Consider the following 25917-nt stretch of genomic DNA (forward strand, 5'->3'; position numbering starts at 1 on the left):
TAATTATATGATAACGATATTTCGCTGCTATGTCCAAACAACTTTGATTTTTTGCAGTAAAAACCATGGGATATTACGCAATTTGTACAAAAGTAGTTGCACTTTTACGACGTTATGTTTATATTCTACAACCTAATAACCCATATATTAATGTAGAGTTTATATAAATAAATAAGGATGAAGTGATGGCACGTACATGTGATTTAACTGGAAAAAGAAGACTTGTTGGTAACAAAGTTTCTCACGCTAAAAATAGAACAAAAATGACTCAAAAACCAAATCTACAAACGAAGAGAGTTTTTGATCCTGTAACTGGTGAAACAATTAAGCTTAAGCTTTCAACTAGAGCAATCAGAACTCTAGATAAAGTTGGTTCACTTTCTAAGTTCCTAAAGAAGTACAAGCACCTTTGGAACGCTTAATTAGATTTAACTTAAAAGTTATATAGATAAAGAAAAGGCCAGCATTAGCTGGCCTTTTTATTTGTGTGAATTTTAAAAATTCTTAGTATTGAACATCTACTTGATCAATAACAAATCCCCACTTCTGAACTGAACGGTCAGACTTGAAGATAAGCTTTAAAGTATCACCTTCAGCGAAGAAAGAAGTATAGTTCTCACCTGCTCCAGTAATTTTCTCAACTAGAACTCCTCTTGCATCTCTAACTTCAATAAAGTCATAACGATTCTCAAGATCAAATTTACGAACTCTAACTCTCATAAACTTTGCACCTTCAACTGTGTAAGTTGTTTCAAGAGTTTGGTTTTCAGTATATGGATGTTCTGATTCAAAAGATGCAACATCTACAGTTTGCCAATCTTCTGGATTTGGTTCGTTTCTTTCAGGAATAGTATCTGTAAGAAGGTTGTAAGCATTGATACGTCCAGCGTTGATTGTCTTACCTCTAAGAGCAGCAACAGGATCAGAAGTTACCATAACTTTATTTCTTACTTGTAGTGGAGTTAGTCCTTTATTTTCTGAAAGGAAAAGTCCGATTACACCTGAAACGTGTGGAGTTGCCATTGAAGTTCCTGAGTAAGAAGCATATTTACCGTTGATAACAGTTGATAGAATCTCGTGTCCAGGAGCACCAATATGAACTGTCGAACGTCCATAACAAGAAAAGCTTGCTAGTTCATCAGCAGCAGTTGTAGCTGCAACAGAAATTACGTTATCAACATTGTAGTTTGATGGGTAGTGTGGACGTGAATCATTATCTGTAGAAGAGTTACCAGCAGCAGCTGTGAATACGATACCTGCAGCATTTGCTCTTTCAATTGCTTCTTTAAGAGCTTCTGAGCGGCCACCGCCTCCCCAAGAGTTAGACATAATATCAACACCGATTTTTGTTGCATAATCAATCGACTTGATTGCCGCTTCAGTTGAACCTGAACCGCTATCTGTTAGGAATTTAATCCCAACAAATTGAACATCTCTCATTACACCAGCAACACCAATTGCGTTATGTGAAGCACCGATTGTACCAGCACAGTGTGTTCCGTGAGAGTGTCCGTCCATTGGATCACCATCGTTATTTGCGAAGTCGTATCCGTGAACATCATCAATATATCCGTTTCCATCATCATCAATTCCGTTACCTGGAATCTCACCTTCGTTTGTCCACATTTGATCTTTTAGATCTGGGTGGTTGTAATCAATCCCTGTATCGATAACTGCGATTTTAATTGCACGATCACCTTGAGTGATTTCCCAAGCTCTTAGTGCATCAACGTCAGCACCTTCTACACCTGAAACACCTCTTGGAGCATTAGAACCTGTATTTTTTAGACCCCAAAGTTGTCCAAATTTTTCATCTGCTGGCGTGTAGTAAACACCTTCATCTGAAGTTGTGTTATAGCTTAAGATTTCTTCTAATACATTTGTGTTTACGATTGGCTTAACGATTTTGTAGATAAAGTTTGGCTCTGCATATTCTACTTCTGCTCTTTCATTCATCTGCTTTGCAATTGAATCAATTGATACAAGAGACTCGTTAAATTTAACAACATAAAGATCCCCTGACGTAAGCTCGATACGACGGTCAAGTGAACTTCCATGTAATGATTGTCCAAAGAAACTTTCAACTGAAACATCTTTCTTTAGCTTAACAATTAGTTCACCTGGAACGTAATCAGCAGCTAGTGGAGAAAGTGCCATCGCTGAAACAACAGCTGGTGCTAAAAATGCGTTTAATCTCATTAGATCCTCCTAATCTTTTTATCTCCCTTCCATGGGAGACCCTATGCTAAGACTTTTAAATAATTGTCTATCAAGTAGTTTAGCACCCTTTCAGAGGCAAAAATTTCAAAAGATACAAAATATTGAAAATGTGAGAAAATGTTAGTTAATGATACACGGTAAAAGTAGCGACCCAGTCCTAATTAAAAGAATCAAAGTTAACGTTTGGACACTTCGAGATGAAGTAGAAGCAGCGGTAAAACTAAGGTACAAGAATGGTGAAAAGCCTAATATTGATGACCTTATTGAGACTTATAAAGATAAAGGTGAACTTCCAATCAATGATAGTATTGAAAGTGAAGAAGCAGCACTTGATCCACAAGCTTTGGCAGATGCTGCCATGTCTGGAGACAATGTTACTCCGATAAAAGAAACGAAAATCATCAAGCAATTTATTCCTGATTTACCTCCAGAAAAGGTCTACGTCGGCAATATTCTCCTATCTGAACTTTATATGGATGGGATGTATTTCTTTTGCGAAAGACAATTTACTCAGGGCCAATCAATTGTCGTTGATATTCAAATTCCAAATCGTATCATCCTAAATGGTGTGGTTGTCTTTTCTCGTAGCTACAACATGAAAAGTCGCATTATCTCTCAAACGAGTATGCCATTTAGAACAGGGATAAAGTTCACTTTTCTTAAAGAGGGTGAACGCACACTTCTTAGAAATTTCATCAAATCTATTGAGCCAGAAGTTAGAGAAGAGCCGGCGGCAGTAGCGGCCAGCAAAGAAAGTAGCTCAGGTGGCGATGACGACTTCGATCTCTTTGACGATCTCGAATAAGAATTCTAGAATTTCTTATGCAAAATATAAAACGTAATTACTTTTCAGCTAGTCTTGTCTCAATACTCTTTATTACTCTCCTATTTGGAGCAGTTATTAGTGAGTTTTTTCAAGCACCGGTTATTACATCTAAAGAACTTTCTAATCTCCAATTTCTTTTCACAAGTGATCAGATTGATAAGGTTGAGGATATTTCACTTCAATCAAACCTTGGACGATTTAGTCTTGCTAAAAATAAAAACCAATGGATTATTACGAAGCCTAGAAGAATCAATGCTAATGAAGCAATCATTAATAAACTTTTAGACTCACTAAAAAATGTAAAGATTAAAAAGATCTTTCCAAAAGATCCAATCAACCTTTCAAACTTCTCCCTAGATAATCCAACTTCAATTGTTACATTAAAGGGTGAAAATGGAGAAGATGAAACGATCTCATTTGGACTTATCAATCCTATCGATAACTCTACATATGTTGTAAGCGATAAAGACAATGCGATCTACCACGTTAATGCCGTTAAGTTTTCACTTGAGAAAATCGACCTTCCATCACTTATTGACTCACGAGTCTTTAGTTATGCTCCAAGCGATATTAGAGGTGTTAAAGTTATAAACTCAGGCAAACTACGTTTTGAATTTAGTCGTAATGATAAAGACATCTGGGTATCAGGAAATAAGGCCCTTGATGATGAAGCAGTCCAAGAGTTCCTAGTTAAGCTAACGAGTTTTAAATCAAATTCAATCCTTGATAAGCGTACTGAAAAGATGGACAGTGCAATTGAGCGCTATCTTGCTAAGCCATATTATAAAGTTATTGTAAAAATTAAAACTGGTGAAGAGATTGAATATGATCTTTCTTGGGTATTAACTAGTCTTCCAGATCTTAATATTGAGAAAAAAGAGAACTTTATTATACGAGCTTCAAATAGAGAGCACCCTTTCTTAGTAAGCAAAGAGTATCTAAATGTATTATACAAAAGGCTTAAATCTTTTAGACCAAGCCCTTTGAATAATATTATTTACTAGTCGATTAAATTGTTAAGAATTTGAGAAGCTGCACCTTCAACTTCATCAATGACGTGTTGGATAGCTTTTCCAATGCGGTGGTGCTTGATTGGAAACTTAGCAAAAGGAATGAACATATAATATGTCTCCCCTTTACATGTCTCAAGAGCATTTAAGTCCTTAAAGATATTCTCATCGAAATCAATTTTAACTGTTTTTGCTCTTGTACAATTTCCAATAACTTCATCAAATTCTTCAAATTTTTTCCCTGTAGCGCTGAGGAGTCCCCCAACCTCAGCACTAAGAGATATTTGGTCGGACTGCGATAGACTTAAGAAGTTCTTATGACCTTCAATTGATACAAGGATTCCCTTGCGACTCAACTGAACAATCTGTCCATCAACAGGTTTTAATATTGAATTCCAAAATGAAAATTTTGCTTTTAAATTTGTGTTCATTCTAAAGTCGCGATGACTTAGAGAAAGATTATTTAATAGACGGTCATATACAAATAATTTGTAGATATCGTAATCAACCCATCTCATTGAATGGAGATGCATGAATGGACCGGCCTTATGCTTAAGAGAAATAAGAGTTTGCTTATTAACATCAAACCATAAGTGCTTAAGCCTTGGGTCTATATAGAAGTTATAAAGATCAAATAGAGTCGTCTCCATCTCACCTTTCTTATTAACAAGCCAAACAGGAATTTCTTTGAAAGTTTCAAGCTCTTCCTTCACTTCTTCAATACTCATTGAAGAATCACCATTGATATGACGCTCTTTCATTGCACAAATTAATTTCGACCAATTCGACCAGTGTAAACTGTACGAACTATCATCAAATAGTTGAATTGATTCAAATAATTTCGGATCAGCAATGTAATCTTCTAGATTCTTAAGCGCACTCATGGCCTTCTCTCTTGTCAAAATTAGCTCAACATTCGTTGTATTCAACCAATATAGCAACTTAGTTAATAAATTCGAGCCTTATTAAAATTAGCCTTTATATTCTATTGATTTCGGGCTCTTAACTTAGAAAGTTAGGCTTTTTCCAAGAAATTACAAAATTGCGAAATATTGCCTATTATTCTTGGTATTTAATGATTTTAGCGACTTAAGCTATAATATGAACATGAGAGCAGAGGATATATTCCGTAAATCACATTTGGCACTAAACTTGACCCCTTTTACGATTAGGGAGCTTTTTAATATTCCGACAACACCTTGTGATGTTTATATCTTCGAAGATGGTAAGTTTAAGCACAACCTCTACCGTGGAACATATGTTTCTAATGACACTCTTAAAGAGATGATTGAAAGAGGTCACACGATTGTTTTTGCAAGCAAAGAACAAAGGCAAGAACTGAAAGAGCTGCAACAAGATTGCCTCAGGCAAGTAACTCGCTCTTTTTCAATGGGTGATACTTATCAAAATTGTAAAAATCAACTTAATCTTATTACCATAAACCTTCGATATCTCTTTGAAGATCCTACTGATGATAATGCCCTTAATCTTCAGTATCAAAGCTTAAAAGTACTGGCATCTTTCTTGATTAAGAATCCAAAAATGCACGAAGCGCTCTATCGTTTTTTTGCGGCCCAAGGTCATCATTATATTTTTGCACAACCCCTACTTTCATCAATTTTTCTAGTAGGGATATTAAAGACATCTCAACTTTATAATGACAAAGATATTGAGAACTTTTTTATCACGAGTTATTTTAAAGATATTGGAATGTCTGCCATTCCAATTGATAAATATGACAAAGAGAACCTATCAGAGATGGATAAGGTACTACTTGCAAAACATCCAATAATTTCAGCGAGAATTTTACAAGGTCGTATTCAACTAAGCCCTGCTCACATGAAAGTAATAGAAAACCATCACACGTTCAGTATTCTAGATAAGTATGATTCAGATAATCAGTATCTAAAAAACTTAACAGTGACAGGTTTTGAAACAATCATGGTTAATATTTGTGATATCGTAGCGGCGATGATCTCTCCACGCCCATATAGAGAGGCTTTAACAATTTTTGATGCTCTAGAAAAAGTGCGCACACATATTAGTAAAGACTACCCTCACGAGTTTAAAATTATCATTAACTATTTCAGGAATTTCTTTACAAGTTCAGTCAAGTAAAAAAAACTTTTCATTACGTTTCAAATATTTCAAAATAATAATTAACCAAGGAACCGGTTAATATATTTTTAATTACATATATTTAAATAAAACTATAGATTGCTAAATGATCCAGGGAGGGAACATGGCCAACGAAGTAAGCCCAGTTACGGGAATTATCGCAGAAGAAAACGTCTTTATCGATTTTGGTGAGCACGAAGGAAAATCAATCCTTGAAATTCAGGACACTCTACCTGATTATTACGAGTATCTCGTAAACAAAAGAGAAGAAGGAATCTGTACGATTCGTCGTAATCAAGATAAGTCCTTCAGACTTTACGTATCAAATACATTACAATAATCACGCAGGGCGACAATGTCGCCCTTTTTTTTTAACAAAATCTTAATAAACACCATATTTACCATGTGCTAAATTCAAGAAAACACTGAATTTAGGAGACACACATGATTAAGAGAATAATTGCACTTTGCCTACTGCTGGCGAGTTCAAGTACTTTCGCTTTAAAGATCAACGCAGCTGGAGCATCATTTCCATATGCTATTTACTCAAAATGGTTTTCTGAATACTCGAAAATTCATCCAGAAATTCAATTCAATTACCAACCAATTGGTTCAGGTGGTGGTATACGCCAACTTTTAAAAGAGACTGTTGATTTTGGTGCATCAGACGCACCAATGAAAGAAAAAGATAAGAAGAAAGCAAAATGGCCAGTTCTACACGTTCCGATGGTTCTTGGCGCCGTTGCCATTGCTTATAATCACCCACAAATTCCAGATGAGCTTAAGCTTGATGGTGCAACTCTTGCAGATATCTACTTAGGTAAAATTACAAAGTGGAATGCTGAGCAAATTGCAGCTCTTAACCCTGGTGTAACTCTACCATCTGATGACATTCTTGTTGTTCGTCGTGCAGACGGATCAGGTACAACGAAGAACTTTGCAGACTACCTTGTGGAAGTCAGCACAGAGTGGAAGCAAAGAGTTGGTACGGGTAAATCACTTCGTTGGCCAACTGGAGTTGGAGCAAAAGGAAATGATGGTGTAACTTCAATTGTAAGCAACACTAAGGGTTCAATCACATATATGGATCTTGCTCACGCTAGAAAGAATAATATTAAGACAGTGGCCCTTAAGAATAAGTCTGGTATCTTTATCAATCCAACTGTTGAGGCCGTATCAGCTTCAGCTAAAGAGTTTAAAACAACTGGAAAAGAGTTAACAGGTTCACTTATTAACAGCAGCGCTAAAGACTCATATCCTATCAGTGCTCTGACGTATATCCTTCTACCAATGGTAGAAAAAGACCAGAAAAGAGTTGAGATTTACAAATTCGTTGAATGGGCAATCAGTAAAGGCCAAAGTTATGCTAAAGAACTTTACTACGCTCCCCTACCAACTGAACTTTCCAAAAAGGTATTAGAAAGGGTAAAATCTCTTTAATGAACCTACTTAAAAAATTAGGGCCAATTTCTCCTTCAAAACAGGATAAGTTGGCCTATATAACACTTCGCTTTTTTTCACTTATTGTCATTATTCTACTGATACTTATGATTGGTCAGCTTTTCTATGCCAGTCGTGAAGCATTTAGTGAGTTTGGATTTAAATTTATTTTCGATGATTTCTGGAATCCAATTGATGACGAGTTTGGGGCACTTCCATTTATCTTTGGTACTGTTGTTACTTCACTTCTTGCCCTTCTAATTGCAGGTCCTGTTAGTATTGCAGTGGCCCTCTTTATTACAGAATATTTACCTAAATCAATTTCAAGTATTCTAGGAACTTTTGTTGAACTTATTGCGGCCGTTCCAAGTATCATTTTTGGTTTATGGGGCCTTTACTACTTAGCTCCTTTTGTTAAAGACCTTCTAACTCCTGCCCTAAAGGCAGTATTTGGATTTTTACCTTTTTTCCAAGGCCCAAGCTTTGGGATTGGTATTCTTACGGCCTCAATTATTTTGGCCATTATGATTATCCCAACTATCACATCTGTTGCACGAGAGGTATTTCGTTCAGTTAATATACTCCACAAAGAAGCTGCCCTAGGGCTTGGGGCCACAAAATTTGAGATGATTAAAATTGCAGTTTTAAGGCCAAGCTTTTCAGGAATGGTAGGAGCACTAGTTCTAGGTTTAGGACGCGCCCTTGGAGAGACAATGGCCGTGGCCATGGTTATTGGTAACACTCCTCAAATCACTAAATCAATCTTTGCTCCAGCTTCAACAATGGCCTCAGTTATGGCAAATGAATATGCAGAAGCAGAAAGTGATCTACACTTATCCGCTCTATGCCTCGTTGGACTTCTCTTATTTGTCGTTACTTTTGTAGTTAACTTAGTAGCACGTACAATTGTATGGAAGCAAACAAAGGGAGCATCAAAGTGAAACTCTCAAAAAGTCGTGTCATAAAGAATCTAATTTTTAAGGGACTGTTAGTTCTTTCTGCTTTATTAGTGATTCTACCGTTAATTTTAGTTTTTATTTTCCTTCTTCAAAAAGGTTCAACTTCAATAAGTTTAGACTTCTTTTTAAATGATCCTAAACCAGTTGGAGAAATCGGTGGTGGTATGAGACATGCCATCCTAGGTACTCTTATTATGGTATCAATAGGTTCACTAATTGCGGTTCCAGTTGGAACACTATGTGGTGTCTACTTAAGTGAATACGGGAAAAGTAAAATTGCAACGGCCCTTAGATTTACAATCGATCTTTTAACAGGCGTGCCTTCAATTGTAATTGGTATCTTTTCTTATCTAATATTTGTTGTAAGCTTTAAATCATTTTCAGCACTGGCCGGAGCATTTGCTCTAAGTATTATTATTCTTCCAATTGTGACTAGAACAACGGAGGAAATCTTAAAGCTAATCCCTAGACATGTTAGAGAAGCAGGACTTGCTCTTGGACTTCCAAGATGGCGAGTTATCTTCAATATTATTCTTAAAGGCTCAAGAAACTCTCTCATGACAGGTGTAATTCTAGCAATATCACGTGCGGCCGGAGAAACAGCCCCCCTATTATTTACGGCATTTGGAAGCATGTACATGAGCTACAATGTAACAGGTCCAATGGCCTCACTTCCGGTACAAATTTATAACTACGCAATCAGTCCATATAAAGAATGGCAACAACAAGCTTGGGCCGGTTCATTCACCCTAATTATTATTGTTCTTGGACTGAACTTAAGTGCAAAATTCTTATTCAATTCAAAGAAGCTTAAGAAATTCTTTGTGAGGAAATCATAATGGCAAATAGCGATATCATATTAGATGTAAAAAATATTCAAGCATGGTTTGGAGACTTTCACGCTGTAAAAGGTATTGATCTTAAGTACCATAAGAATACTGTCAATGCGATTATTGGCCCTTCAGGTTGTGGTAAATCAACTTATATTAGAACCCTAAATCGTATTCATGAAGAAGTCGAAGGTGCACGTGTTTCAGGAGAGGTTATTCTTGAAGGAAATGACATCTACGCTCCATCTGCCGATCCTGTTGAAATTCGCAGAAAAATTGGAATGGTTTTTCAAAAGCCTAACCCATTTGCGGCCATGAGTATCTATGACAATGTTGTCATCGGGCCAAGACTTTGGGGAAAGAAGAAAAAAAGTGAACTCGATGAAATCGCCTATAATTGTCTAACGAAAGCGGCCTTATGGAATGAAGTAAAAGATAAACTTCATCAAGAAGGAACTTCACTATCAGGTGGTCAGCAACAGAGACTCTGTATTGCTAGAACACTAGCGACAAACCCGCCAATCGTATTAATGGATGAGCCGACATCGGCCCTTGATCCAATTGCGACAGGAAAGATCGAAGATCTTATGAGTGAACTAAAGAAAGACTATACGGTAATCGTTGTTACACACAATATGCAGCAGGCAGCACGTATTGCAGACTATACAAGTTTCTTTATCCTTGGAGAGCTTATTGAGCATGGACTAAGTAGTGATGTCTTTACCAACCCAAAAGAAAAGAAAACTGAAGATTATATCACTGGCCGTTTTGGCTAAGGAGCATTCAATGGAATTGACTGTTGAAACACTAAGAAAAGATATTACAGAAATGGCCGCAATTGTAGAAAAGATTCTACATGTTGCTGTTGATGAAAAATCAACAATGGAAAATCTCTATGAGCTTGAAAATGAAATCAATGAATTTCATAAGCTTGTGGATGATCATGTATTTAAATTTATCGCTCTTAAGTCGCCTACTGCAATTGATCTAAGAACGGCATTGGCCATCATGAAGATCAACTCTGAACTTGAAAGACTCGGAGATGAAGCAGTTAACTTAAAGCGCTACTTAATGCGAATTTCAAATAGAGAAAAACATTGCAGCATCATTCAAGCAGAAGTTTTTGAGATGGTAAGAAAGAGTTTAATTGCCTTTGCTTCTAACAATATTCAAATGGCAACAGATGTAATCAAGGCCGATCACGAAGTTAACTCTCTTCATAGAGATCTAGTGAAGAAGTTTTATCAACTTCTTAAAGATGGAAAGGCAGAAGTTGATGAAGGTTTTGCTGTCATTCGTGTTTCGAAAATATTTGAAAGATGTGGTGATCACGCAACAAATATTTGTGAAGATATAATCTTCTTAGAGTCAGGTAAAGACGTAAGACATACAGAGGATCAATAAGGCAAATAATGAAAGCACTAATTGTAGAGGACGAACAATCAATCGCAAAACTAATTGGGGTAAACCTTAAGGCCATAGGCATTGATTATGACATGGCAAATACAGGTAATGATGCCATCACTGCTATTGAGAATAATCAGTACGAGCTTTTTGTTTTGGATCGCATGCTGCCGGACCTTAGTGGTGTACAAATTTGTCAGTATATTCGAAATACTAAGAAGCTTAAGAATGTAGGAATTCTTTTTGTTACTGCCTTAACTTCTAGCGAATCCATTATTGAAGGACTTGATGCCGGTGCTGATGACTATATTACGAAGCCTTTTGATATTGGAATCCTAAAGGCAAGAGTAAGCAGTCTAAAACGACGAGTTGAAAGTCATCACACAAGCTCTCCAATCAACAACAAGAACACATATAACCATATGGGAATAAAAGTTGATGTCGATGGAGTAAAAACTATTATTGATGAAAAAGAAATTAAGCTGACAGTTTCTGAATTTAAAATTCTTTGTGTCCTAATCTCTTCTCCAGGTAAGGTTTTTACACGTAAACAAATCGTTGATCTTATCAAAGGTGAAAATATTTATGTTACAGACCGCACTGTTGACACTCATGTTTTCGCTCTTCGTAAGAAGCTTGGAAGTAAATCAAAAGTTGTTGAAACAGTTCGCGGGATAGGATATCGAGTAAAGAGTGAAGAATAACATTTTTAACTTCCTTAAAATAAAGTTTCTAAATGATATCATCTTTTATCAAACGCTAATCTTTTGTTTATCCCTACTCTTTCTGGGCACATTCTTTATCATAAACTTTAAAGATAACTTTATTCACTCGATCGTAGATCAGGAATTACAGTCGCTACGCCAAGATGGTATTGCGAAAATGTGTGACAAACAAACAAAGAGAACACAATTTTATATTCTAAATGCAAATCGTACGATTAGATGTGCGGCCCCAAGCTTTAAGATTGAGGATTTTAAAAATATTATTATTGGCGAATATGATAGTGATGATCGATATATCTATCATCACCGTGTACTTCACTCAAAAGGAAAGAGCTATACTCTCTTTTTAAGGATTGAGTCTGATGCACTAAAACTAATTTCATCAGAAGTCTTTTCCAAACTCTTTATGGCGATGGGAATCTTAGGAATTCTCTTTATTGCAGGACAATTCTTTCTCTTTCGTCACTATTTTACTCCTCTATACGACCTCTTTCATATTTTTAGAATGAAAGGAGTTATTGATACTACTGATAGTCGTGATTACTGGGATTATATTGAGTCTAAGTCTATTAAGAACTTCAATAAGAGACGAAAGCTTCAAAGAGATCTCTTTAATACAAAACAGTATTATTCAGTCATTATTAACTCAATAGATGACCCTGTCGTTGTAACTGATAGTAAGGGCAGAGTTATTTTCTGTAATAATGCATTTAAGAAATCTTTTGCACCTTTTAATGGACGATATCGAGGCGTAGAACTTATTAGTATAATTAGAGACTATGACTTTATTAATCTTATAAGAAAGAATGGTTACCAGGCCAATCTGATCCATAATACTCAAATCGCCTTAACAAAAGTTAGTGGGAAAACGAACTCATTCCAGTTAAAGATTAGCGATATTGAATCTAAGAATAAAGACAAAGAGATTCTTTTCTACTTTAGTGATATTACAAAACTTCAAGATGTAAATAATATGAGACGTGACTTCTTTGAAAATGTTTCACATGAGATTAAGACACCTCTGACATCGATTAAAGGCTATACTCAAACTCTAAAGTCCATTAATACGGACGAAGATCAACAAGAGATTATGGATATCGTTATTCAAAATGTTGATCGCCTTGATGAGTTAATCAATGGAATTCTTTCACTATCAAAGATTGAAAATGAAGGAAAAATTGAAGTAGAAGAAATTAATCTTCCTTCGTTTATTAATGCTCTCATTAATGATCAACAGCTCAAAATAAATGCAAAGAATATGAGTGTAAATTACTCAAATACGGGAGCTGATACAATCGTTGCTAATGGAAAGCTACTATATCACTGTATTTCGAACCTCGTATCAAATGCGATTAAGTACTCGCGAGAAAATACTCAAATTACTATTGAAAGTGGTCAAAGAGAAAATCATCGTTATATTGCAATTACTGATGAAGGTGTTGGTATACCAAATGATAAAATCGCAAGAATCTTTGAACGCTTCTATCGTGTTGATCAATCTCGTAGTATCAATACTGGTGGAACAGGCCTAGGACTTGCCATTGCAAAGCACTCTGCACAAAAAATGAAGGCATCAATCGAAGTTGATAGTATGGTAGATAAGGGAACAACTTTTACAGTGCTCTTTCCAATTAAATCTTAATCGATTTCAAACTTAATAGGTGCCTGCATTAGTTGACTTAGAACTTCTTCAACGTTTGCATCATTGTATAGAACTTCATAAAGTCCTTTAAAAATTCGTGCGCGAATTTCATATTTCTCAGCTAGTAAGAAAGCCGCTTTTGTCGTCTTATAACCTTCAACAACTGTACGTTGTGAATTGATAATATCAAGAGGCTTTCTCCCCTTAGCGATCTCAAGTCCAAAAGTTTTGTTACGAGACAGTCCACCTGTTGTTGTTAGAATGAGATCCCCCATTCCACTTAGGCCATAAAATGTTTCAGGACGAGCGTTAAATACCTTACCAAAGCGTAGCATTTCGACGATTCCACGAGTAATCATAGCGGCACGCGTATTGTGATTGTAGCCTAGGCCTTCAACGATACCACCAGCAATGGCCAAAACGTTTTTAAGAGCACCACCTAGAAGGACACCTTTTATATCGTAATTTGGCAGGGCCTTAAAATATGGAGTTTCTAATTTAGTGGCAACATCCATTAACACTTTTTTAGATCGACCTGCGATTGTGACAAGAGTAATCTGTTTTTCCATAATTTCTTTTGCGAAACTTGGGCCAGATAAGAATGTGATATTGTCACGATAATGCGGAAAGAAATCATTTAGTAGATCATCACTTAACTCAAGAGTATCAGGATCAATCCCTTTTGAAAGACTAATTAAAGGAATGCCTTTACCAAGGTAGCTATTAAAGCGAACAAGGTTTTCACTAAAGAAAGTTCTAATTCCGTGAGTAGGTAACCCTGAAACAATAAGCTCTAAACTATCTTCTTCACTAGGATCTAGCTCACTCCAATCAAGGATTGCCTTAATATTAGCGTCAAGCTTAATACCAGGAAGATAGACAGAATTGATACGGTCCTCATTAATATCTTTATAGATATCTTCTGAGCGTACCTTTAAAATTACATTTTCAAATTTATTTGCCAGAATTGATGCAATCGAAGTTCCGAAAGCACCAGCTCCAACAACTAGAGCTGTTTTATATTCAAAGTTATCTTTTGTCATAGTGCTAGTATACCATGTAGGCGCCCGACTCTTTCATAAATCGTTAACACTTCATCAGAACTATTGCACTTTACATTGAATGTGAAAGAGATGTACTTGCCTGTTTTAGATGGTTTTTCATGGTGAGGCTTTTCTCCTACGGCCATGATTAACTCATCACGATTTGTCTCATTTCCAATAAACTTAAAATTATAGACTGCTGGCCACTCATATTGGTCATCCAATAAGGCCTTTAGTTTTGTTAAATCCATACTAATCAACTCCTACTTTGGCCATGTATCCTTAAAATCAATAGGACTTCCGTCAAAGTCTAAAACTTCAGGAACGATGCCATGGACATAGCGGAAGATATCAATAACTTCTCTAACAGCACCGTGTCCACCTTCTCTTTGCGTTACATAGTCACAATACATTTGAATCTCGTGAGATGCATGTGGCGTAGTTGCAGCAAATCCTGCTGCTTTTAGTAGAGGAACATCAAAGAATTCATCACCCATAAAAAGTACTTCTTCTTGTTTGAATCCAAGATCTAAGACTTTTTTAAATGCGACTCTTTTATCCTCGTCACCCAAGAAGGCAAAATCAAGTTTTAAGTTATTCACAAAACGCTCTTGAACACCTTTTGATGCACCTCCAGAAATAACACCAACTTTAAATCCTGCTTTCATAAGTAGTTTTAAAGCATAGCCATCCGAAGTATGTGATGAGCGATTAAAGCCCATTTCATCATCTTGGTACCAAACATGACCTGGAGTTAGAACTCCATCAATATCAAAAGCGAGTACTTTAATATCTTTTAATTTTTCTTTATATTTTTGAGCTTTTGTAAATAAATCCATTAATTATTCCATAATAGCGTTTCTAATTCTTAATAGTCTTTGGATAATAACACCCGCTTGGTCTAGAGGCAGGCTTGTGGCCGCATCAGACTTAGCTTCACTTGGATTCGGATGTACTTCCATAAAGATTCCGTCTGCACCTGCTGCCACGGCCGCTTGAGCAAGAGTTAGAATTTGCTCACGCTTTCCACCAGTTGAAGTCCCTAGACCTCCAGGTCTTTGAACACAATGAGTAGCGTCGTGAATTGCACGAACACCAAAAGACTTCATGATTTGGAAACTTGCCATATCTACAATAAGATTATTGTAACCAAAAGATGTTCCCCTCTCAGTTAAGAGGATCTTATCCTTTGAAATAAACTCTTCGGCCTTCTTAACGATATTTCCAGTCTCTTCAGGAGATAGGAATTGTCCTTTTTTAATCTTAAGTTGAGCGTCGTATTTCTTACAAGCTTCAGCACCTGCTAAGATCATATCTGTTTGACGACATAGAAATGCAGGGATTTGAATTGTATCAACAACACTTGCAACAGCATCGGCTTGTTCAGCAGTGTGAAAGTCTGTGATTAATTGCACACCATATTGCTTCTTCACTTTTTCAAGAATTTGAAGACCTTTTTCAAGTCCAGGACCTCTGAAAGAATCGATTGATGAGCGGTTTGCCTTATCAAAACTCCCTTTATAAGAAAAGTTGATTTCATCCTTTACAGGCTCAAGCATTTCCAAAAGACGTCCACAAACATCCATACACATTTGTTCAGACTCGATTACACAAGTCCCCATGAATAGATCAAATTTTTTATTTTCCATATTTATCTGCCTCTTTAATAAATTCACTAAATACTGGGTGGGCCGCATATGGCCTCGATTTAAACTCTGGGTGGTACTGACACGCAAAGAAGAAAGGATGATCCTTAATCTCAATTGTTTCAACGAGGTTAAGTTCAGGATTCTTTCCACTAATAACAAGACCACACTCTTTTAATTGTTCAACATAGAAGTTGTTAACTTCTAGACGATGGCGGTGTCTTTCATGAATTAGTTTTTCACCATACATCTGTCTTGCGCGACTTCCATCAAGAAGCTCACACTCATAGCTACCAAGGCGCATACTTCCACCTTTAGCACCATCGCGAGTTTGACCTTCCATATAGTGAACTAAAAGATCTCCACCAGCATTAAATTCTTCTGATGTAGCATCTGTTAATCCACAAATATTTCTAGCATATTCAATAATTGCAAGCTGCATTCCTAGACATATTCCAAAGAATGGAACTTTATTTTCACGAGCAAAACGAATGGCCGAAATTTTCCCTTCCGTACCACGCTCTCCAAAACCACCTGGTACAAGAATACCTTGTACATCTTTAAGAAGCTTATCTGCTCCTTCTTTTTCAATATCTTCCGAGTCAACATATACAGGAACAAGCTTTAGCTGATGAGCAAGTGCCCCGTGTCTTAAGGCCTCATCCAGAGACTTGTACGACTCTACTAATTCCGTATACTTTCCAACAACACCAATCTTAACCTCTCTTAGTGGATGATCGAAGTTATATGCAACCTTTTCAAGGTCATCAATCTTTGGCGATGAAGACCAAATCCCTAAGATCTTTGTGATCTTTTCATCTAGCCCTTGAGAATGGAAGTTAAGTGGTACTTTATAAATTGAATCCAAGTCTAAAGATTGGAATACATTGTCTTTTGGTACGTTACAAAATAGTGAGATTTTATCCATAATCGACTGATCAATCTCACGATCACTGCGACAAATAATAATATGTGGGAATAGACCTTGTGAACGAAGCTCTTTAACTGAGTGTTGAGCTGGTTTGGACTTTAACTCTCCCGCTGCAGATAAATAAGGAATTAAAACAAGGTGAACGAATAAAACATTCTCTTGTCCAACGTCATGAGCAAATTGTCTAATTGATTCAACATATGGAAGAGATTCAATATCTCCAATAGTTCCACCGATTTCTCCGATTAGAATATCTGCATCCTCTGCTGCAATATGAATACGACGTTTAATTTCATCCGTGATGTGAGGAACAACTTGAACCGTCTTACCAAGATACTTCCCTTCTCTTTCTTTCTCAATTACCTCTAGGTAAACTTGACCTGTCGTAAAGTTTGATTGTTTTGAAAGTGTTAAAGAAGTGAATCTTTCATAGTGTCCAAGGTCTAGATCTGTTTCAGCACCATCGTCCGTTACAAAAACTTCTCCGTGTTGAGTCGGACTCATTGTCCCTGGGTCAACATTGATATACGGATCCATCTTAAGCATATTAATGCGAATTCCACGTCTTTCTAGTAAAGATGCAATTGAAGCAGCTGCTAAGCCTTTTCCAAGAGAACTTGTAACTCCACCAGTAATGAAAATATACTTCTTTTGGCTATTTGCCATTTATCACTCCCTCCACGAATGGAATATCTTCCGGAGTATCAACTCCACATAATGTCATATCTGTAATTGCGGCACCAATTGTGTAGCCGTTATCAAGTAGTCTTAATTGCTCTAAACATTCAATCTTCTCATTAGTCGACTCACCTAGAGAGCAGAAATTCTTAAGGACTTCTGGTTTGAATGAATAGATACCAATATGTAAATACCAGTTTAGCCCCGGTGTCTTTTGACGATTGAATGGATGAGGGCTTCTTGTAAAGTAATGGCAAATATTTTTCTCTTTTGAAAAGACGGCCTTCACCTTATTTGGATTTAAGTAATCCTCATGATCATTATCAATCGACATCTCTTTTATAACAGTCGCTACATCAAAATTTTGAGAATTATGAATTCGCAATAGTTCAGTTAGTAAGTCAGCTTTAATCAATGGCTCATCACCTTGCACATTGATAACGAAGTCATACTTTTCATCTTTAAAAAAACGATCGTAGGCCAAGAAGATTCTTTCACTTCCCGACGGAACATCATCATCGACTCGAACCACATTGCGGCCAGACTCATTTAACATTTTTTCAATTTCATCATTATCCGTAACGACACAAACTTTTGAACCAGGAAAATTTTCAACAATACCAGCACATCCATCATAAACATGAGAGACCATTGCCTTGCCGGCGATATTTGCTAGAGGTTTTCCGGGGAAACGAGTCGAGGCGAATCTTGATGGTATTAATACCAAAGCTTTTAAGTTCATTATTTACCTTTTTGACAGTAAATAATAACAAATACCTGTGATACTTGCAAAGTGTGATATCATAAATCTCATGAAATACTTCGCCTTAACACTCAGTGCCATTGTTTTTATTTATACGGCCTCAATTGAGAATAGACTTAATGCGCAAACTATTTCCGATTCAATTATTACTGACCCAAGTATTTCTCGTCGTTGCGACTCACTAATGAACCAAAGACAAGAAAAAGTTGAACACCGTCAAAGACTGCTTTTTCTCTTAGATCGAAACAAGAATCTTCTAAAGACGACACCTGATAATAAAAAGTCGATTTCCTCAAAGCTAAGAGACAATCAATACCGCGTCATCCAAGAATTAAAGATTACGAACTTGAAAGTTATTAAGCTCGAAGAACAAATTGTTCGCCGTGGATGTCCAGGATTGACTCTCTAGCGAGCAAGTGTTGCCATCTCATATCACGCAAGTCATAATTTTAGCAGACGCACAAAATTAGCAATTAGCTAAATGAGAGGGACTTCACTTATGACTAAAACAATAGGCTTTGTTTGCGCCTACCTATTTCTATCAAGCTTTTCTTATGCATTAGAACAATCTCCTGAAATCTTTATCCAAGAGGCCAGTGAAGATAAAGTTGATGAAAATGCTTATCGTCCACTCGATATTGGAACAGTAATCGAGCAAGGAATGAGAAGCTACCAAGACAATGTTATCCGTCGCAAAAATATTGAGATTCTAAAAAATAGATTAAAGGATACAAAAGAAGAGTTCTGGACGCCTAATCCAAAAATTAACTTGCAACTAAACCCACAGCGAATTGGAACACTTAAGAGTGGAAGTAATGACCTAACTCGCCTACCTCGTACAGCGAGTGGAAGTGTTGGACTGGAGCTTGGAGAATATACGCTTTTCAATTGGGGTAAGGACTACCTTAATTATAAGAATGAAAAAGAATCACTTGAGCGTCAAATTGACCGCGACAAAGAAACACTTCGTGAGTTTAAACAGGAACTTGTTCGTGAATATGTAAGACTGATTCACGCTAAAGACTTGAAGATCATTGCTCGCCAATACCTTCAACGCGCTACTCTTGTTTACCGTATGAACCGAGAAAAAGTATTACAAAAGAAAATTACAAAACACGAGTACTACCAATCTCGTTCTGAGTACTTAAGAGCTCAAGAAGCCTATACTGACGCTAAGACAAATGAAAATATCGCTTCAGAAGATATGGCCAAACGTTTAAATGATCCTCCAGGAACACTTTATTTCATCAAAGACGATTATCAATACGAAAAGTCGACTTATAGCAGAGACAATGCCATCGCTACAGCCAGAAAAGTTTCACCATTTATTCTTGATAAGAAAGTCGAAAGAAATATTAAAAACCGCGAGTATGAAATTGCAGTAAGAGACAATCTTCCTCTTCCAAAAATTACAGTAAATTTTGGAACTTACTCTCAAATTTTTGACGGCAGCTCTGTAACAAATGACTACTACACGACATCAGTTGGTAATTCAAATATTGATCTTGTGGCCAGCTTAAACGCAAGTTGGACAATCTTTGGGGACGGTGGACTTTTTAATCGTAGAAAACTTGCAAATGCAAGACTAGAAAAAGAAAAGGCCATGTATGATTTAAGTCTTACAAGAAGAAAGGTTGAAGAGGCCATTGTTAATATCTTCAACTTTTTAAACTCTGCAGTTGAGCATCTAAATATTATTAAATCCCGTAATGACTCGTTAAAAAAGAGAATGGAGACAGCTCTTTATCAATATACAAATCGTAAGACACGCTATCTTGAGTACCAATTAGCGATGCAGGACTACTTTGACTCACTAACGAGAGAGTCGATTATTAAATTTCAATACCTGGCCAAGAGAGTTGAACTGGCCCAAATTGTAGGTCTAGAAAATCTTCCTGACCAAGCCTTTGATAAGGCCATTATTAAGGGAGGAGGACAATAATGAAAAAATTAAGTTTTATCTCTACTCTACTTTTATTAACACTAGCCTCAACTAGTTTTGCACAAGACTTAACAAGTTTTGAAGATATCAATATCACTGATGAAGATTATGGCTATGAACTTTCACGCTATAATATCAAAGATGATAATTTCTCACTTGAATTTAATTATGGTGGAATTACAAACTTAAGTGAATTTGCTTCGACAAATACAATCAGTGGTACAATTACATTTTACAGCGAAAGGTATTCACTAAACCTCTACGGCGCTCTTAATACACTTGATGTTGCGAGTGTAACACAATTTGATAACCTTGATGCAAGCCTAAGTGTTTACTCAGTCGGAGCAGGGCTAAGTAGACGCTCAATCCTAATCAACGACTTCATCAATATTAAGTCTATTTACGATGAAATTCAGGCACATCTTACTTATAATATAAGTGACTCAGAGGCTTTCGGTACTGAATTATCAGGGTTTGGCTTTAATGCTAGCTATGGCCTAATTTATCGAGTAAGTAGTGGCCTACACTTCTCTGCACGATTTATTTATAACCTAATGGCATTAGAAAGCTCGGATGAAACAATTACGACTGAAGCATCAGCGAGTTGGGTAAGTGCTCAGCTTGGAGTTGGATTTATATTTTAATTAACTGGAAGACTTATGATTGAAAGATACGAAAAGAAAGAGATTAGTGAAATTTGGAGCGAGCAATTTAAATTTGAAAAATTTCTTGAAGTCGAAATTGCACTGACAAAGGCCCTTGAGAATGCCGGAATTATAAAAGAAGCATTTTCAAATAAGTTAAATCTTGTGACTGTTAATCCTGAGCGAATCAAGGAGATCGAACGTGAAACAAGACATGATGTTATTGCCTTTTGTACTTCAATTACTGAGCAACTAGAGACTAATGAAGGAAAGTATTTTCACTTTGGAGTCACTTCATCCGACATCATTGATACAGCTCTAACACTTCAAATAAAAGAAACACTTAATCGTATTCTACCAGCTTTTGAAATGCTTATTAAAACACTCGATGAAAAATCAAATGAGCATATGGAAACAATCTGCATTGGACGCTCTCACGGTATCTTTGCAGAGCCAATGAGTTTTGGCCAAAAACTGAGAGGACATCTTTGTGAGTTCAAAAGACGCTACAGTGATCTCAAAGATTTTTATGACAACGAACTGACAGGCCAAATCTCAGGTGCAGTTGGAAATTACACTATTTTAACTCCGGCAATTGAAGCTGAAGTTTTAAACTTTCTTGGACTAAAAGTTGAACCTGTTTCAACACAAGTCATTCCTCGCGATCGCATTGCAAAGCTAACGACAATTATCTCACTATTTGGCTGCGCCTTAGAAAGACTATGTGTCGAGATTCGCCATCTTCAACACTCTGATGTTGCAGAAGTTTTTGAAGGCTTTAAAAAAGGTCAAAAAGGTTCATCGACAATGCCACACAAGAAAAATCCTATCTCAAGTGAGAACCTTACAGGAATGGCAAGAATGCTTAGAACATATAACCAAGTAGCAATGGATAACTGCCTGCTTTGGCATGAAAGAGATATCAGCCACTCAAGTGCTGAAAGGTTCTTTCTACCTGATATGTTTGGAATCCTACTCTATTCAATTGAGCGTATGAATAGCACTGTAGAAGATCTCGTCATTGATAAAGAAGCAATGAAATCTAAAGTTACTCAAAACTTTAAACACCTTTCTAGCTTCGTTTTACATAAATTAATTGAAGTTTCTAATAATACAAGAGAAGACCTATACCGCGTGGTTCAAAAGGCTTCATTTGAAGCAAGTGATCGCCAGTCTTTTTTTACGATTTTAGAAAACGATCTTCCAGATAGTGACGACAAGAAGCTTATTGGGCAACTAAAAGATCTCAATGATCTCGAAATCTATAGTGCCCATACAAAAAGTGTTTTTTCTCGAAGCTAAAACTAAACAGTAAATTCAGTAAATGGATGCGGAAGAAGTTCTTTAAATAGAACTTTTTTCGTAATTCCTTTTAGATTTCCTAGATAAACAGGAAAGTCTGCCTTTACAAATTCAGACATGACTTGAAGGCAAAAAGCACAAGGAACTGCTGGCTCTTCTTGGTCTGTCACAACTACGATAAATTCGAAATCCTTCTTACCAAATTGTGCAACACTTGATAGAACACTTCCCCTTTCCGCACAAATTGTTCCACCGTAGCTAGCATTTTCAACATTACAACCAGGGATTGGATCATCAATACCGTTTAGTTTTAAGGCCGAACCTACTTGAAATTTTGAATACGGGGCATGTGCATTTGAGCGCGCTTTAATTGCAATGTCATATGCCTGCTTAACTTTGTCTGATACATCAATTTTATTTTCCATAGAGATCATTATAAATGAAATCACATCGAAGTCTATTTGAAAAAAACCGGCCTCCTTTTAATAAAATTGAAGAGTAGAGGCCGGACAAAACCTGGAGGAGTTTTGATGAGGCTTAAAAACTTAAACTTATATTTCCAAGAACATCTCGTTGATTAATCAGCCCATGTCCTTTCTCTAGTGTTTCAGTAGAGATCTCACCTAAGTCCATTGCAACAAGAGGCTTAAGCGCCCCAGCTTCAACTAAATGAGTCACTTCTCTTAAGTAATTTCCGTATTCTTCATGATCAACTATTCCGCTTGAAGAAACTAAAACAAACTCTTGCTCAACTTCTGGTAAAGCGCTCACAAAATCGTTAGGTAAAAATTCATCTCGAGTCGAAAAAAGAGATACCATACGAGTTTTCTTACTTACTATTGCCCTTAGCCTACGAATGTATTGATTCGGAGAGCTAGCACAAAGAATATAGTCAACTTTATCAATTCCCATTCGCTTTAATTGTGTAGCAATTGGAAGGGAGCTATTAATGGTCAAGTCTGCTCCCATCTTCTTTGAAAACTCCTTCGTTTCCATATCATCAGCAGTCGTAATAATTGTTAAATTCGTTATTTTGCTGGCCAGTTGCGTGGCCATGGCACCAATACTATTGCCTCCATCGATAATTAAAATTGTTTGCCCACGACTACGTTCGGGATCAACTTGTAATTTATCAAATAGACTATCAAAGGCCATAATTGATGCTAAAGGAAGCGTTGCCGCTTGTGCAAAGTTTAGATTACTTGGCTTATGTGAAACAAGTCTCTCATCCACAATTTGAAATTCTGAATTAGTACCACTTCTTTTCATATCACTAGTGTAATAAACTTCATCACCAACTTTAAAATCTTGAACGCCTTCACCAACTTCTGCCACAATACCTGAAGCATCAAAGCCCAATGTCTTTCCCATATGTGTTGGTCTCATTTCATTATCATATGAGCCAAGTGAGACAGACTTAACCTCAATAAGGAGATCTCGTCCCTTTGCTTTTGGACGGTCCACCTCTATTTGAGAGAAGCTCATTGGATTGATTTCGTTCACAATAAAAGTTTTCATAAATAAGTCTCCATGTAGTAGTTGTGTGATAACCACATGCCTATTATGGAATTTTGTAGCGTAAAGTTTGTGGAGAATTGGTCAATTCGCCGTGAATAATAATTTTTATTGTGATTTTAACGAAAAGATAATTTGATTTAATGAACAAAACCTTTAAATGTTGCGTCAAATACTATAGTATTTAGCCTTACACTTAAATAGGAAGAGAGACATGTCAGCTGATAAAATCAAGCATAGTGAAGATGTGAGTGCTTCGCTTAAAAATCGTTTTATCGATTTAACAATCAAGAAACCAGAGAACTTAAAAAATGATTTTCTTTCAGGACTAACAGTTGCTTTAGCACTTGTTCCTGAGGCCATCGCATTTGCTTTCGTAGCAGGTGTTCATCCAAAGGTTGGTCTTTATGCGGCCTTTATGATGGGACTTATCACAGCAATTTTTGGCGGACGTCCAGGAATGATTTCTGGTGCGACAGGTGCCGTTGCAGTTATTTTTGCTCCCCTTGTTTATAAAGTAATGGAAATGAGCAAAGATAGTGGAATGACTTTTGATGCGGCAATGGAAAATGCATTAAGCTATCTTTTTGCGGCCGTAATTATAATGGGACTAATCCAAATTATTTTTGGATTACTAAAACTTGGAAAATTTATTCGTCTCGTTCCTCATCCAGTAATGCTTGGATTTGTTAATGGTCTTGCTATCATTATCTTTCGTGCTCAATTTTCTCAATTTACGGTTGGTGGAGAACTTCTTGCTTCAACTCAACTTCTGGTAATGTGTGGATTGATCGCTTTAACAATGGGGATCAGTGTTTTCCTACCAAAACTAACAAAGGCCGTACCGGCAACACTCGTTGGTATCGTCGCGTCTACTGTTATTGGCTACTTCTTAAATGAAGCAAATCCAGGCCTTGTTAGAACTGTACTTGATTTTGTTCAAGACCAAGATAAGACAATCACAACAATTGCAGCAGGTCTTCCAACATTTAAAATTCCATACGTTGAATTAACAATGGATAATCTAAAGCTAATTCTTCCATATGCATTCCTTGCAGCAGCAGTTGGTCTAATTGAATCACTAATGACACTACAATTAGTTGATGAACTTACAGATACTAGAGGTCAAGGTAACCGTGAATCAGTTGGTCAAGGTCTTGCCAACTTAGTAAACGGATTCTTTGGTGGAATGGGTGGTTGTGCCATGATCGGTCAATCAATGATTAATATCCGTGGTGGAGGTCGAGGTCGCTTCTCAGGTATCACGGCGGCAATCTTACTACTAGGATTTGTACTTTTTGGTGCACCTTTGATTGAGATGATTCCCCTTGGAGCACTTGTTGGTGTAATGTTTATGGTTGTTATTGGAACATTTGAATGGTCAAGCTTACGTCTATTTAAGAAAGTTCCACTTTCAGACTTCTTAGTTATTATTCTTGTTTCTGTCGTGACAATCTTAGCGGACCTAGCTGTTGCAGTACTAGTTGGTATTATTGTTTCTGCTCTTGTATTTGCTTGGGAGCACGGAAAGACAATGCATGCAAAGAAAAGAGATGAAGACGACAAGACAATCTATGAATTAGATGGCCCACTATTTTTTGGTTCAGTAACATCATTTAAAGATCTTTTTGATTTTAAAGATGACAAAGAGCATGTGTATATTGATTTTGACAACTCACGTGTTTGGGATCACTCTGGTATTGAGGCCCTACAGAATATTACTGAGCGCTACGCACAGCAAGGTAAGAAGCTACACCTTCTTAATTTAAGTAAAGACTGTCTTATTCTATTGGATAAGGCATCAAATATAGTTGAATTATCTGTTATTGAGGATTTAAATACTCATATCGCAGATGATAGACTTGATGGGTAATTGATTTTTCTGTACAAAGAAAGTCTTTTCCTAAACAATTATTAGAGACACTAATTAAAGGATTAAATTATGAGTGAAGAAAAAGGATTAAAAAAACCAGTAAAACTAAAATCAGACTTAGCAGCAATGCTTGGTGAGACAGAACTGCCAAGAACTGAAATCACTAAAAGACTGTGGGATTATATTAAAGAAAAAGGTCTTCAAACTAAGACTGAAAATGGAAAGCCAGAGAACGCAGGTAAGTTCATCGTAGCTGATGCAACTCTTCTTTCAATCTTTAAGCACACACACTCGACTTCAAAGTCTGGTAAAGTAACTGACCTTCGTAATATGAAGGAAGGTGAAACGATCAACATGATGCAAATGGCAGCTGTTGTTGGTGCAAATATCGAAAAATAATTTTCAT

Annotated in this window: 28 protein-coding genes; 18 read left to right on the plus strand and 10 right to left on the minus strand. The window is 36.6% G+C overall.

Annotated features, from left to right (window positions below; genetic code table 11):
• Window positions 1-185 precede the first annotated feature (185 nt).
• Window positions 186-422 carry a 50S ribosomal protein L28 gene (gene rpmB, locus ABMA70_RS04440; protein WP_103216731.1) on the plus strand — a complete coding sequence of 79 codons (237 nt, stop codon included), beginning with the start codon at window positions 186-188 and terminating at the stop codon, window positions 420-422.
• Window positions 423-504: 82 nt separating this feature from the next.
• Here rpmB and ABMA70_RS04445 read toward each other — a convergent pair whose 3' ends face one another.
• On the minus strand, window positions 505-2199 hold the full coding sequence (locus tag ABMA70_RS04445) for a S8 family serine peptidase (protein WP_103216730.1): 1695 nt from the start codon (window positions 2197-2199) through the stop codon (window positions 505-507).
• A gap of 148 nt (window positions 2200-2347) precedes the next feature.
• On the opposite strand from ABMA70_RS04445, the gene ABMA70_RS04450 reads away from it, so the two are divergent.
• Together ABMA70_RS04450 and ABMA70_RS04455 are read left to right on the plus strand one after the other, a co-directional pair.
• Window positions 2348-3025, plus strand: a complete 678-nt coding sequence (locus ABMA70_RS04450) for a hypothetical protein (protein ID WP_103216729.1) — start codon at window positions 2348-2350, stop codon at window positions 3023-3025.
• Between the two features lie 17 nt (window positions 3026-3042).
• Window positions 3043-4050, plus strand: a complete 1008-nt coding sequence (locus tag ABMA70_RS04455) for a DUF4340 domain-containing protein (protein WP_103216728.1) — start codon at window positions 3043-3045, stop codon at window positions 4048-4050.
• On the opposite strand, the gene ABMA70_RS04460 is transcribed toward ABMA70_RS04455, so the two are convergent.
• Window positions 4047-4940, minus strand: a complete 894-nt coding sequence (locus tag ABMA70_RS04460) for a hypothetical protein (RefSeq protein WP_146037760.1) — start codon at window positions 4938-4940, stop codon at window positions 4047-4049. The two genes, ABMA70_RS04455 and ABMA70_RS04460, sit on opposite strands and share 4 nt — an antisense overlap.
• A gap of 223 nt (window positions 4941-5163) precedes the next feature.
• Between ABMA70_RS04460 and ABMA70_RS04465 the strand changes: the two genes are divergently transcribed.
• The 9 genes from ABMA70_RS04465 (at window position 5164) to ABMA70_RS04505 (ending at window position 13174) form a co-directional block, all read left to right on the plus strand.
• Window positions 5164-6174 (plus strand): HD-GYP domain-containing protein, encoded by a 1011-nt coding sequence (locus tag ABMA70_RS04465; protein WP_146037759.1) that lies wholly within the window; start codon window positions 5164-5166, stop codon window positions 6172-6174.
• Between the two features lie 124 nt (window positions 6175-6298).
• On the plus strand, window positions 6299-6514 hold the full coding sequence (locus ABMA70_RS04470) for a hypothetical protein (RefSeq protein ID WP_103216725.1): 216 nt from the start codon (window positions 6299-6301) through the stop codon (window positions 6512-6514).
• 104 nt (window positions 6515-6618) lie between these two features.
• Window positions 6619-7614, plus strand: a complete 996-nt coding sequence (pstS, locus tag ABMA70_RS04475) for a phosphate ABC transporter substrate-binding protein PstS (RefSeq protein WP_103216724.1) — start codon at window positions 6619-6621, stop codon at window positions 7612-7614.
• Window positions 7614-8555, plus strand: a complete 942-nt coding sequence (gene pstC, locus ABMA70_RS04480) for a phosphate ABC transporter permease subunit PstC (RefSeq protein ID WP_103216723.1) — start codon at window positions 7614-7616, stop codon at window positions 8553-8555. The genes pstS and pstC overlap by 1 nt, the downstream gene beginning before the upstream one ends.
• Window positions 8552-9412, plus strand: a complete 861-nt coding sequence (gene pstA, locus ABMA70_RS04485) for a phosphate ABC transporter permease PstA (RefSeq protein WP_392991320.1) — start codon at window positions 8552-8554, stop codon at window positions 9410-9412. The genes pstC and pstA overlap by 4 nt, the downstream gene beginning before the upstream one ends.
• Window positions 9412-10179: a phosphate ABC transporter ATP-binding protein PstB gene (pstB, locus tag ABMA70_RS04490; protein WP_103216721.1), complete on the plus strand. Its 768-nt coding sequence runs from the start codon at window positions 9412-9414 to the stop codon at window positions 10177-10179. The genes pstA and pstB overlap by 1 nt, the downstream gene beginning before the upstream one ends.
• A gap of 10 nt (window positions 10180-10189) precedes the next feature.
• Window positions 10190-10807, plus strand: a complete 618-nt coding sequence (gene phoU / locus ABMA70_RS04495; protein ID WP_392991318.1) for a phosphate signaling complex protein PhoU — start codon at window positions 10190-10192, stop codon at window positions 10805-10807.
• Between the two features lie 8 nt (window positions 10808-10815).
• Window positions 10816-11511, plus strand: coding sequence for a response regulator transcription factor (locus ABMA70_RS04500; protein WP_103216719.1), 696 nt, complete (start codon window positions 10816-10818; stop codon window positions 11509-11511).
• The gene (locus ABMA70_RS04505) at window positions 11501-13174 is read left to right on the plus strand and encodes an ATP-binding protein (RefSeq protein ID WP_392991316.1); all 1674 of its coding nucleotides are present in this window, start codon (window positions 11501-11503) and stop codon (window positions 13172-13174) included. The genes ABMA70_RS04500 and ABMA70_RS04505 overlap by 11 nt, the downstream gene beginning before the upstream one ends.
• On the opposite strand, the gene ABMA70_RS04510 is transcribed toward ABMA70_RS04505, so the two are convergent.
• The 6 genes from ABMA70_RS04510 to ABMA70_RS04535 are packed head-to-tail and all read right to left on the minus strand — an operon-like array spanning window position 13171 to window position 18214.
• Window positions 13171-14217: an NAD(P)H-dependent glycerol-3-phosphate dehydrogenase gene (locus ABMA70_RS04510; RefSeq protein WP_103216717.1), complete on the minus strand. Its 1047-nt coding sequence runs from the start codon at window positions 14215-14217 to the stop codon at window positions 13171-13173. The two genes, ABMA70_RS04505 and ABMA70_RS04510, sit on opposite strands and share 4 nt — an antisense overlap.
• Window positions 14214-14468, minus strand: a complete 255-nt coding sequence (locus ABMA70_RS04515) for a DUF493 family protein (protein ID WP_233189678.1) — start codon at window positions 14466-14468, stop codon at window positions 14214-14216. Before ABMA70_RS04515 ends, ABMA70_RS04510 begins: the two co-directional genes overlap by 4 nt.
• A 12-nt stretch (window positions 14469-14480) precedes the next feature.
• Window positions 14481-15056, minus strand: a complete 576-nt coding sequence (locus ABMA70_RS04520; protein ID WP_103216715.1) for an HAD family hydrolase — start codon at window positions 15054-15056, stop codon at window positions 14481-14483.
• Between the two features lie 3 nt (window positions 15057-15059).
• The gene (kdsA, locus tag ABMA70_RS04525; RefSeq protein WP_392991313.1) at window positions 15060-15866 is read right to left on the minus strand and encodes a 3-deoxy-8-phosphooctulonate synthase; all 807 of its coding nucleotides are present in this window, start codon (window positions 15864-15866) and stop codon (window positions 15060-15062) included.
• Window positions 15856-17460: a CTP synthase gene (locus tag ABMA70_RS04530; RefSeq protein ID WP_103216713.1), complete on the minus strand. Its 1605-nt coding sequence runs from the start codon at window positions 17458-17460 to the stop codon at window positions 15856-15858. Before ABMA70_RS04530 ends, kdsA begins: the two co-directional genes overlap by 11 nt.
• Window positions 17450-18214, minus strand: coding sequence for a 3-deoxy-manno-octulosonate cytidylyltransferase (locus tag ABMA70_RS04535; protein ID WP_103216712.1), 765 nt, complete (start codon window positions 18212-18214; stop codon window positions 17450-17452). The genes ABMA70_RS04530 and ABMA70_RS04535 overlap by 11 nt, the downstream gene beginning before the upstream one ends.
• 70 nt (window positions 18215-18284) lie before the next feature.
• On the opposite strand from ABMA70_RS04535, the gene ABMA70_RS04540 reads away from it, so the two are divergent.
• From ABMA70_RS04540 to purB, 4 genes are all read left to right on the plus strand, one after another.
• On the plus strand, window positions 18285-18644 hold the full coding sequence (locus ABMA70_RS04540; RefSeq protein WP_103216711.1) for a hypothetical protein: 360 nt from the start codon (window positions 18285-18287) through the stop codon (window positions 18642-18644).
• A gap of 90 nt (window positions 18645-18734) precedes the next feature.
• Window positions 18735-20177, plus strand: a complete 1443-nt coding sequence (locus ABMA70_RS04545; RefSeq protein ID WP_392991311.1) for a TolC family protein — start codon at window positions 18735-18737, stop codon at window positions 20175-20177.
• On the plus strand, window positions 20177-20821 hold the full coding sequence (locus ABMA70_RS04550; protein ID WP_392991309.1) for a hypothetical protein: 645 nt from the start codon (window positions 20177-20179) through the stop codon (window positions 20819-20821). Before ABMA70_RS04545 ends, ABMA70_RS04550 begins: the two co-directional genes overlap by 1 nt.
• Window positions 20822-20836: 15 nt before the next feature.
• The gene (gene purB / locus ABMA70_RS04555) at window positions 20837-22123 is read left to right on the plus strand and encodes an adenylosuccinate lyase (protein ID WP_392991307.1); all 1287 of its coding nucleotides are present in this window, start codon (window positions 20837-20839) and stop codon (window positions 22121-22123) included.
• Between the two features lie 2 nt (window positions 22124-22125).
• Here purB and cdd read toward each other — a convergent pair whose 3' ends face one another.
• Window positions 22126-22548, minus strand: coding sequence for a cytidine deaminase (gene cdd, locus ABMA70_RS04560; RefSeq protein ID WP_103216946.1), 423 nt, complete (start codon window positions 22546-22548; stop codon window positions 22126-22128).
• Between the two features lie 112 nt (window positions 22549-22660).
• Window positions 22661-23641, minus strand: coding sequence for an alcohol dehydrogenase catalytic domain-containing protein (locus ABMA70_RS04565; protein WP_392991305.1), 981 nt, complete (start codon window positions 23639-23641; stop codon window positions 22661-22663).
• A 211-nt stretch (window positions 23642-23852) separates the two neighbouring features.
• On the opposite strand from ABMA70_RS04565, the gene ABMA70_RS04570 reads away from it, so the two are divergent.
• Window positions 23853-25511 carry a SulP family inorganic anion transporter gene (locus tag ABMA70_RS04570; protein WP_103216706.1) on the plus strand — a complete coding sequence of 553 codons (1659 nt, stop codon included), beginning with the start codon at window positions 23853-23855 and terminating at the stop codon, window positions 25509-25511.
• A 69-nt stretch (window positions 25512-25580) separates the two neighbouring features.
• Entirely contained in the window at window positions 25581-25910 is a 330-nt protein-coding gene (locus ABMA70_RS04575; RefSeq protein ID WP_103216705.1) for an SWIB/MDM2 domain-containing protein, read from the plus strand.
• Window positions 25911-25917: the final 7 nt, after the last annotated feature.

Origin of the sequence: Halobacteriovorax sp. XZX-3 (genome assembly GCF_043196495.1) — a bacterium.
Taxonomy (GTDB): Bacteria; Bdellovibrionota; Bacteriovoracia; order Bacteriovoracales; family Bacteriovoracaceae; genus Halobacteriovorax_A.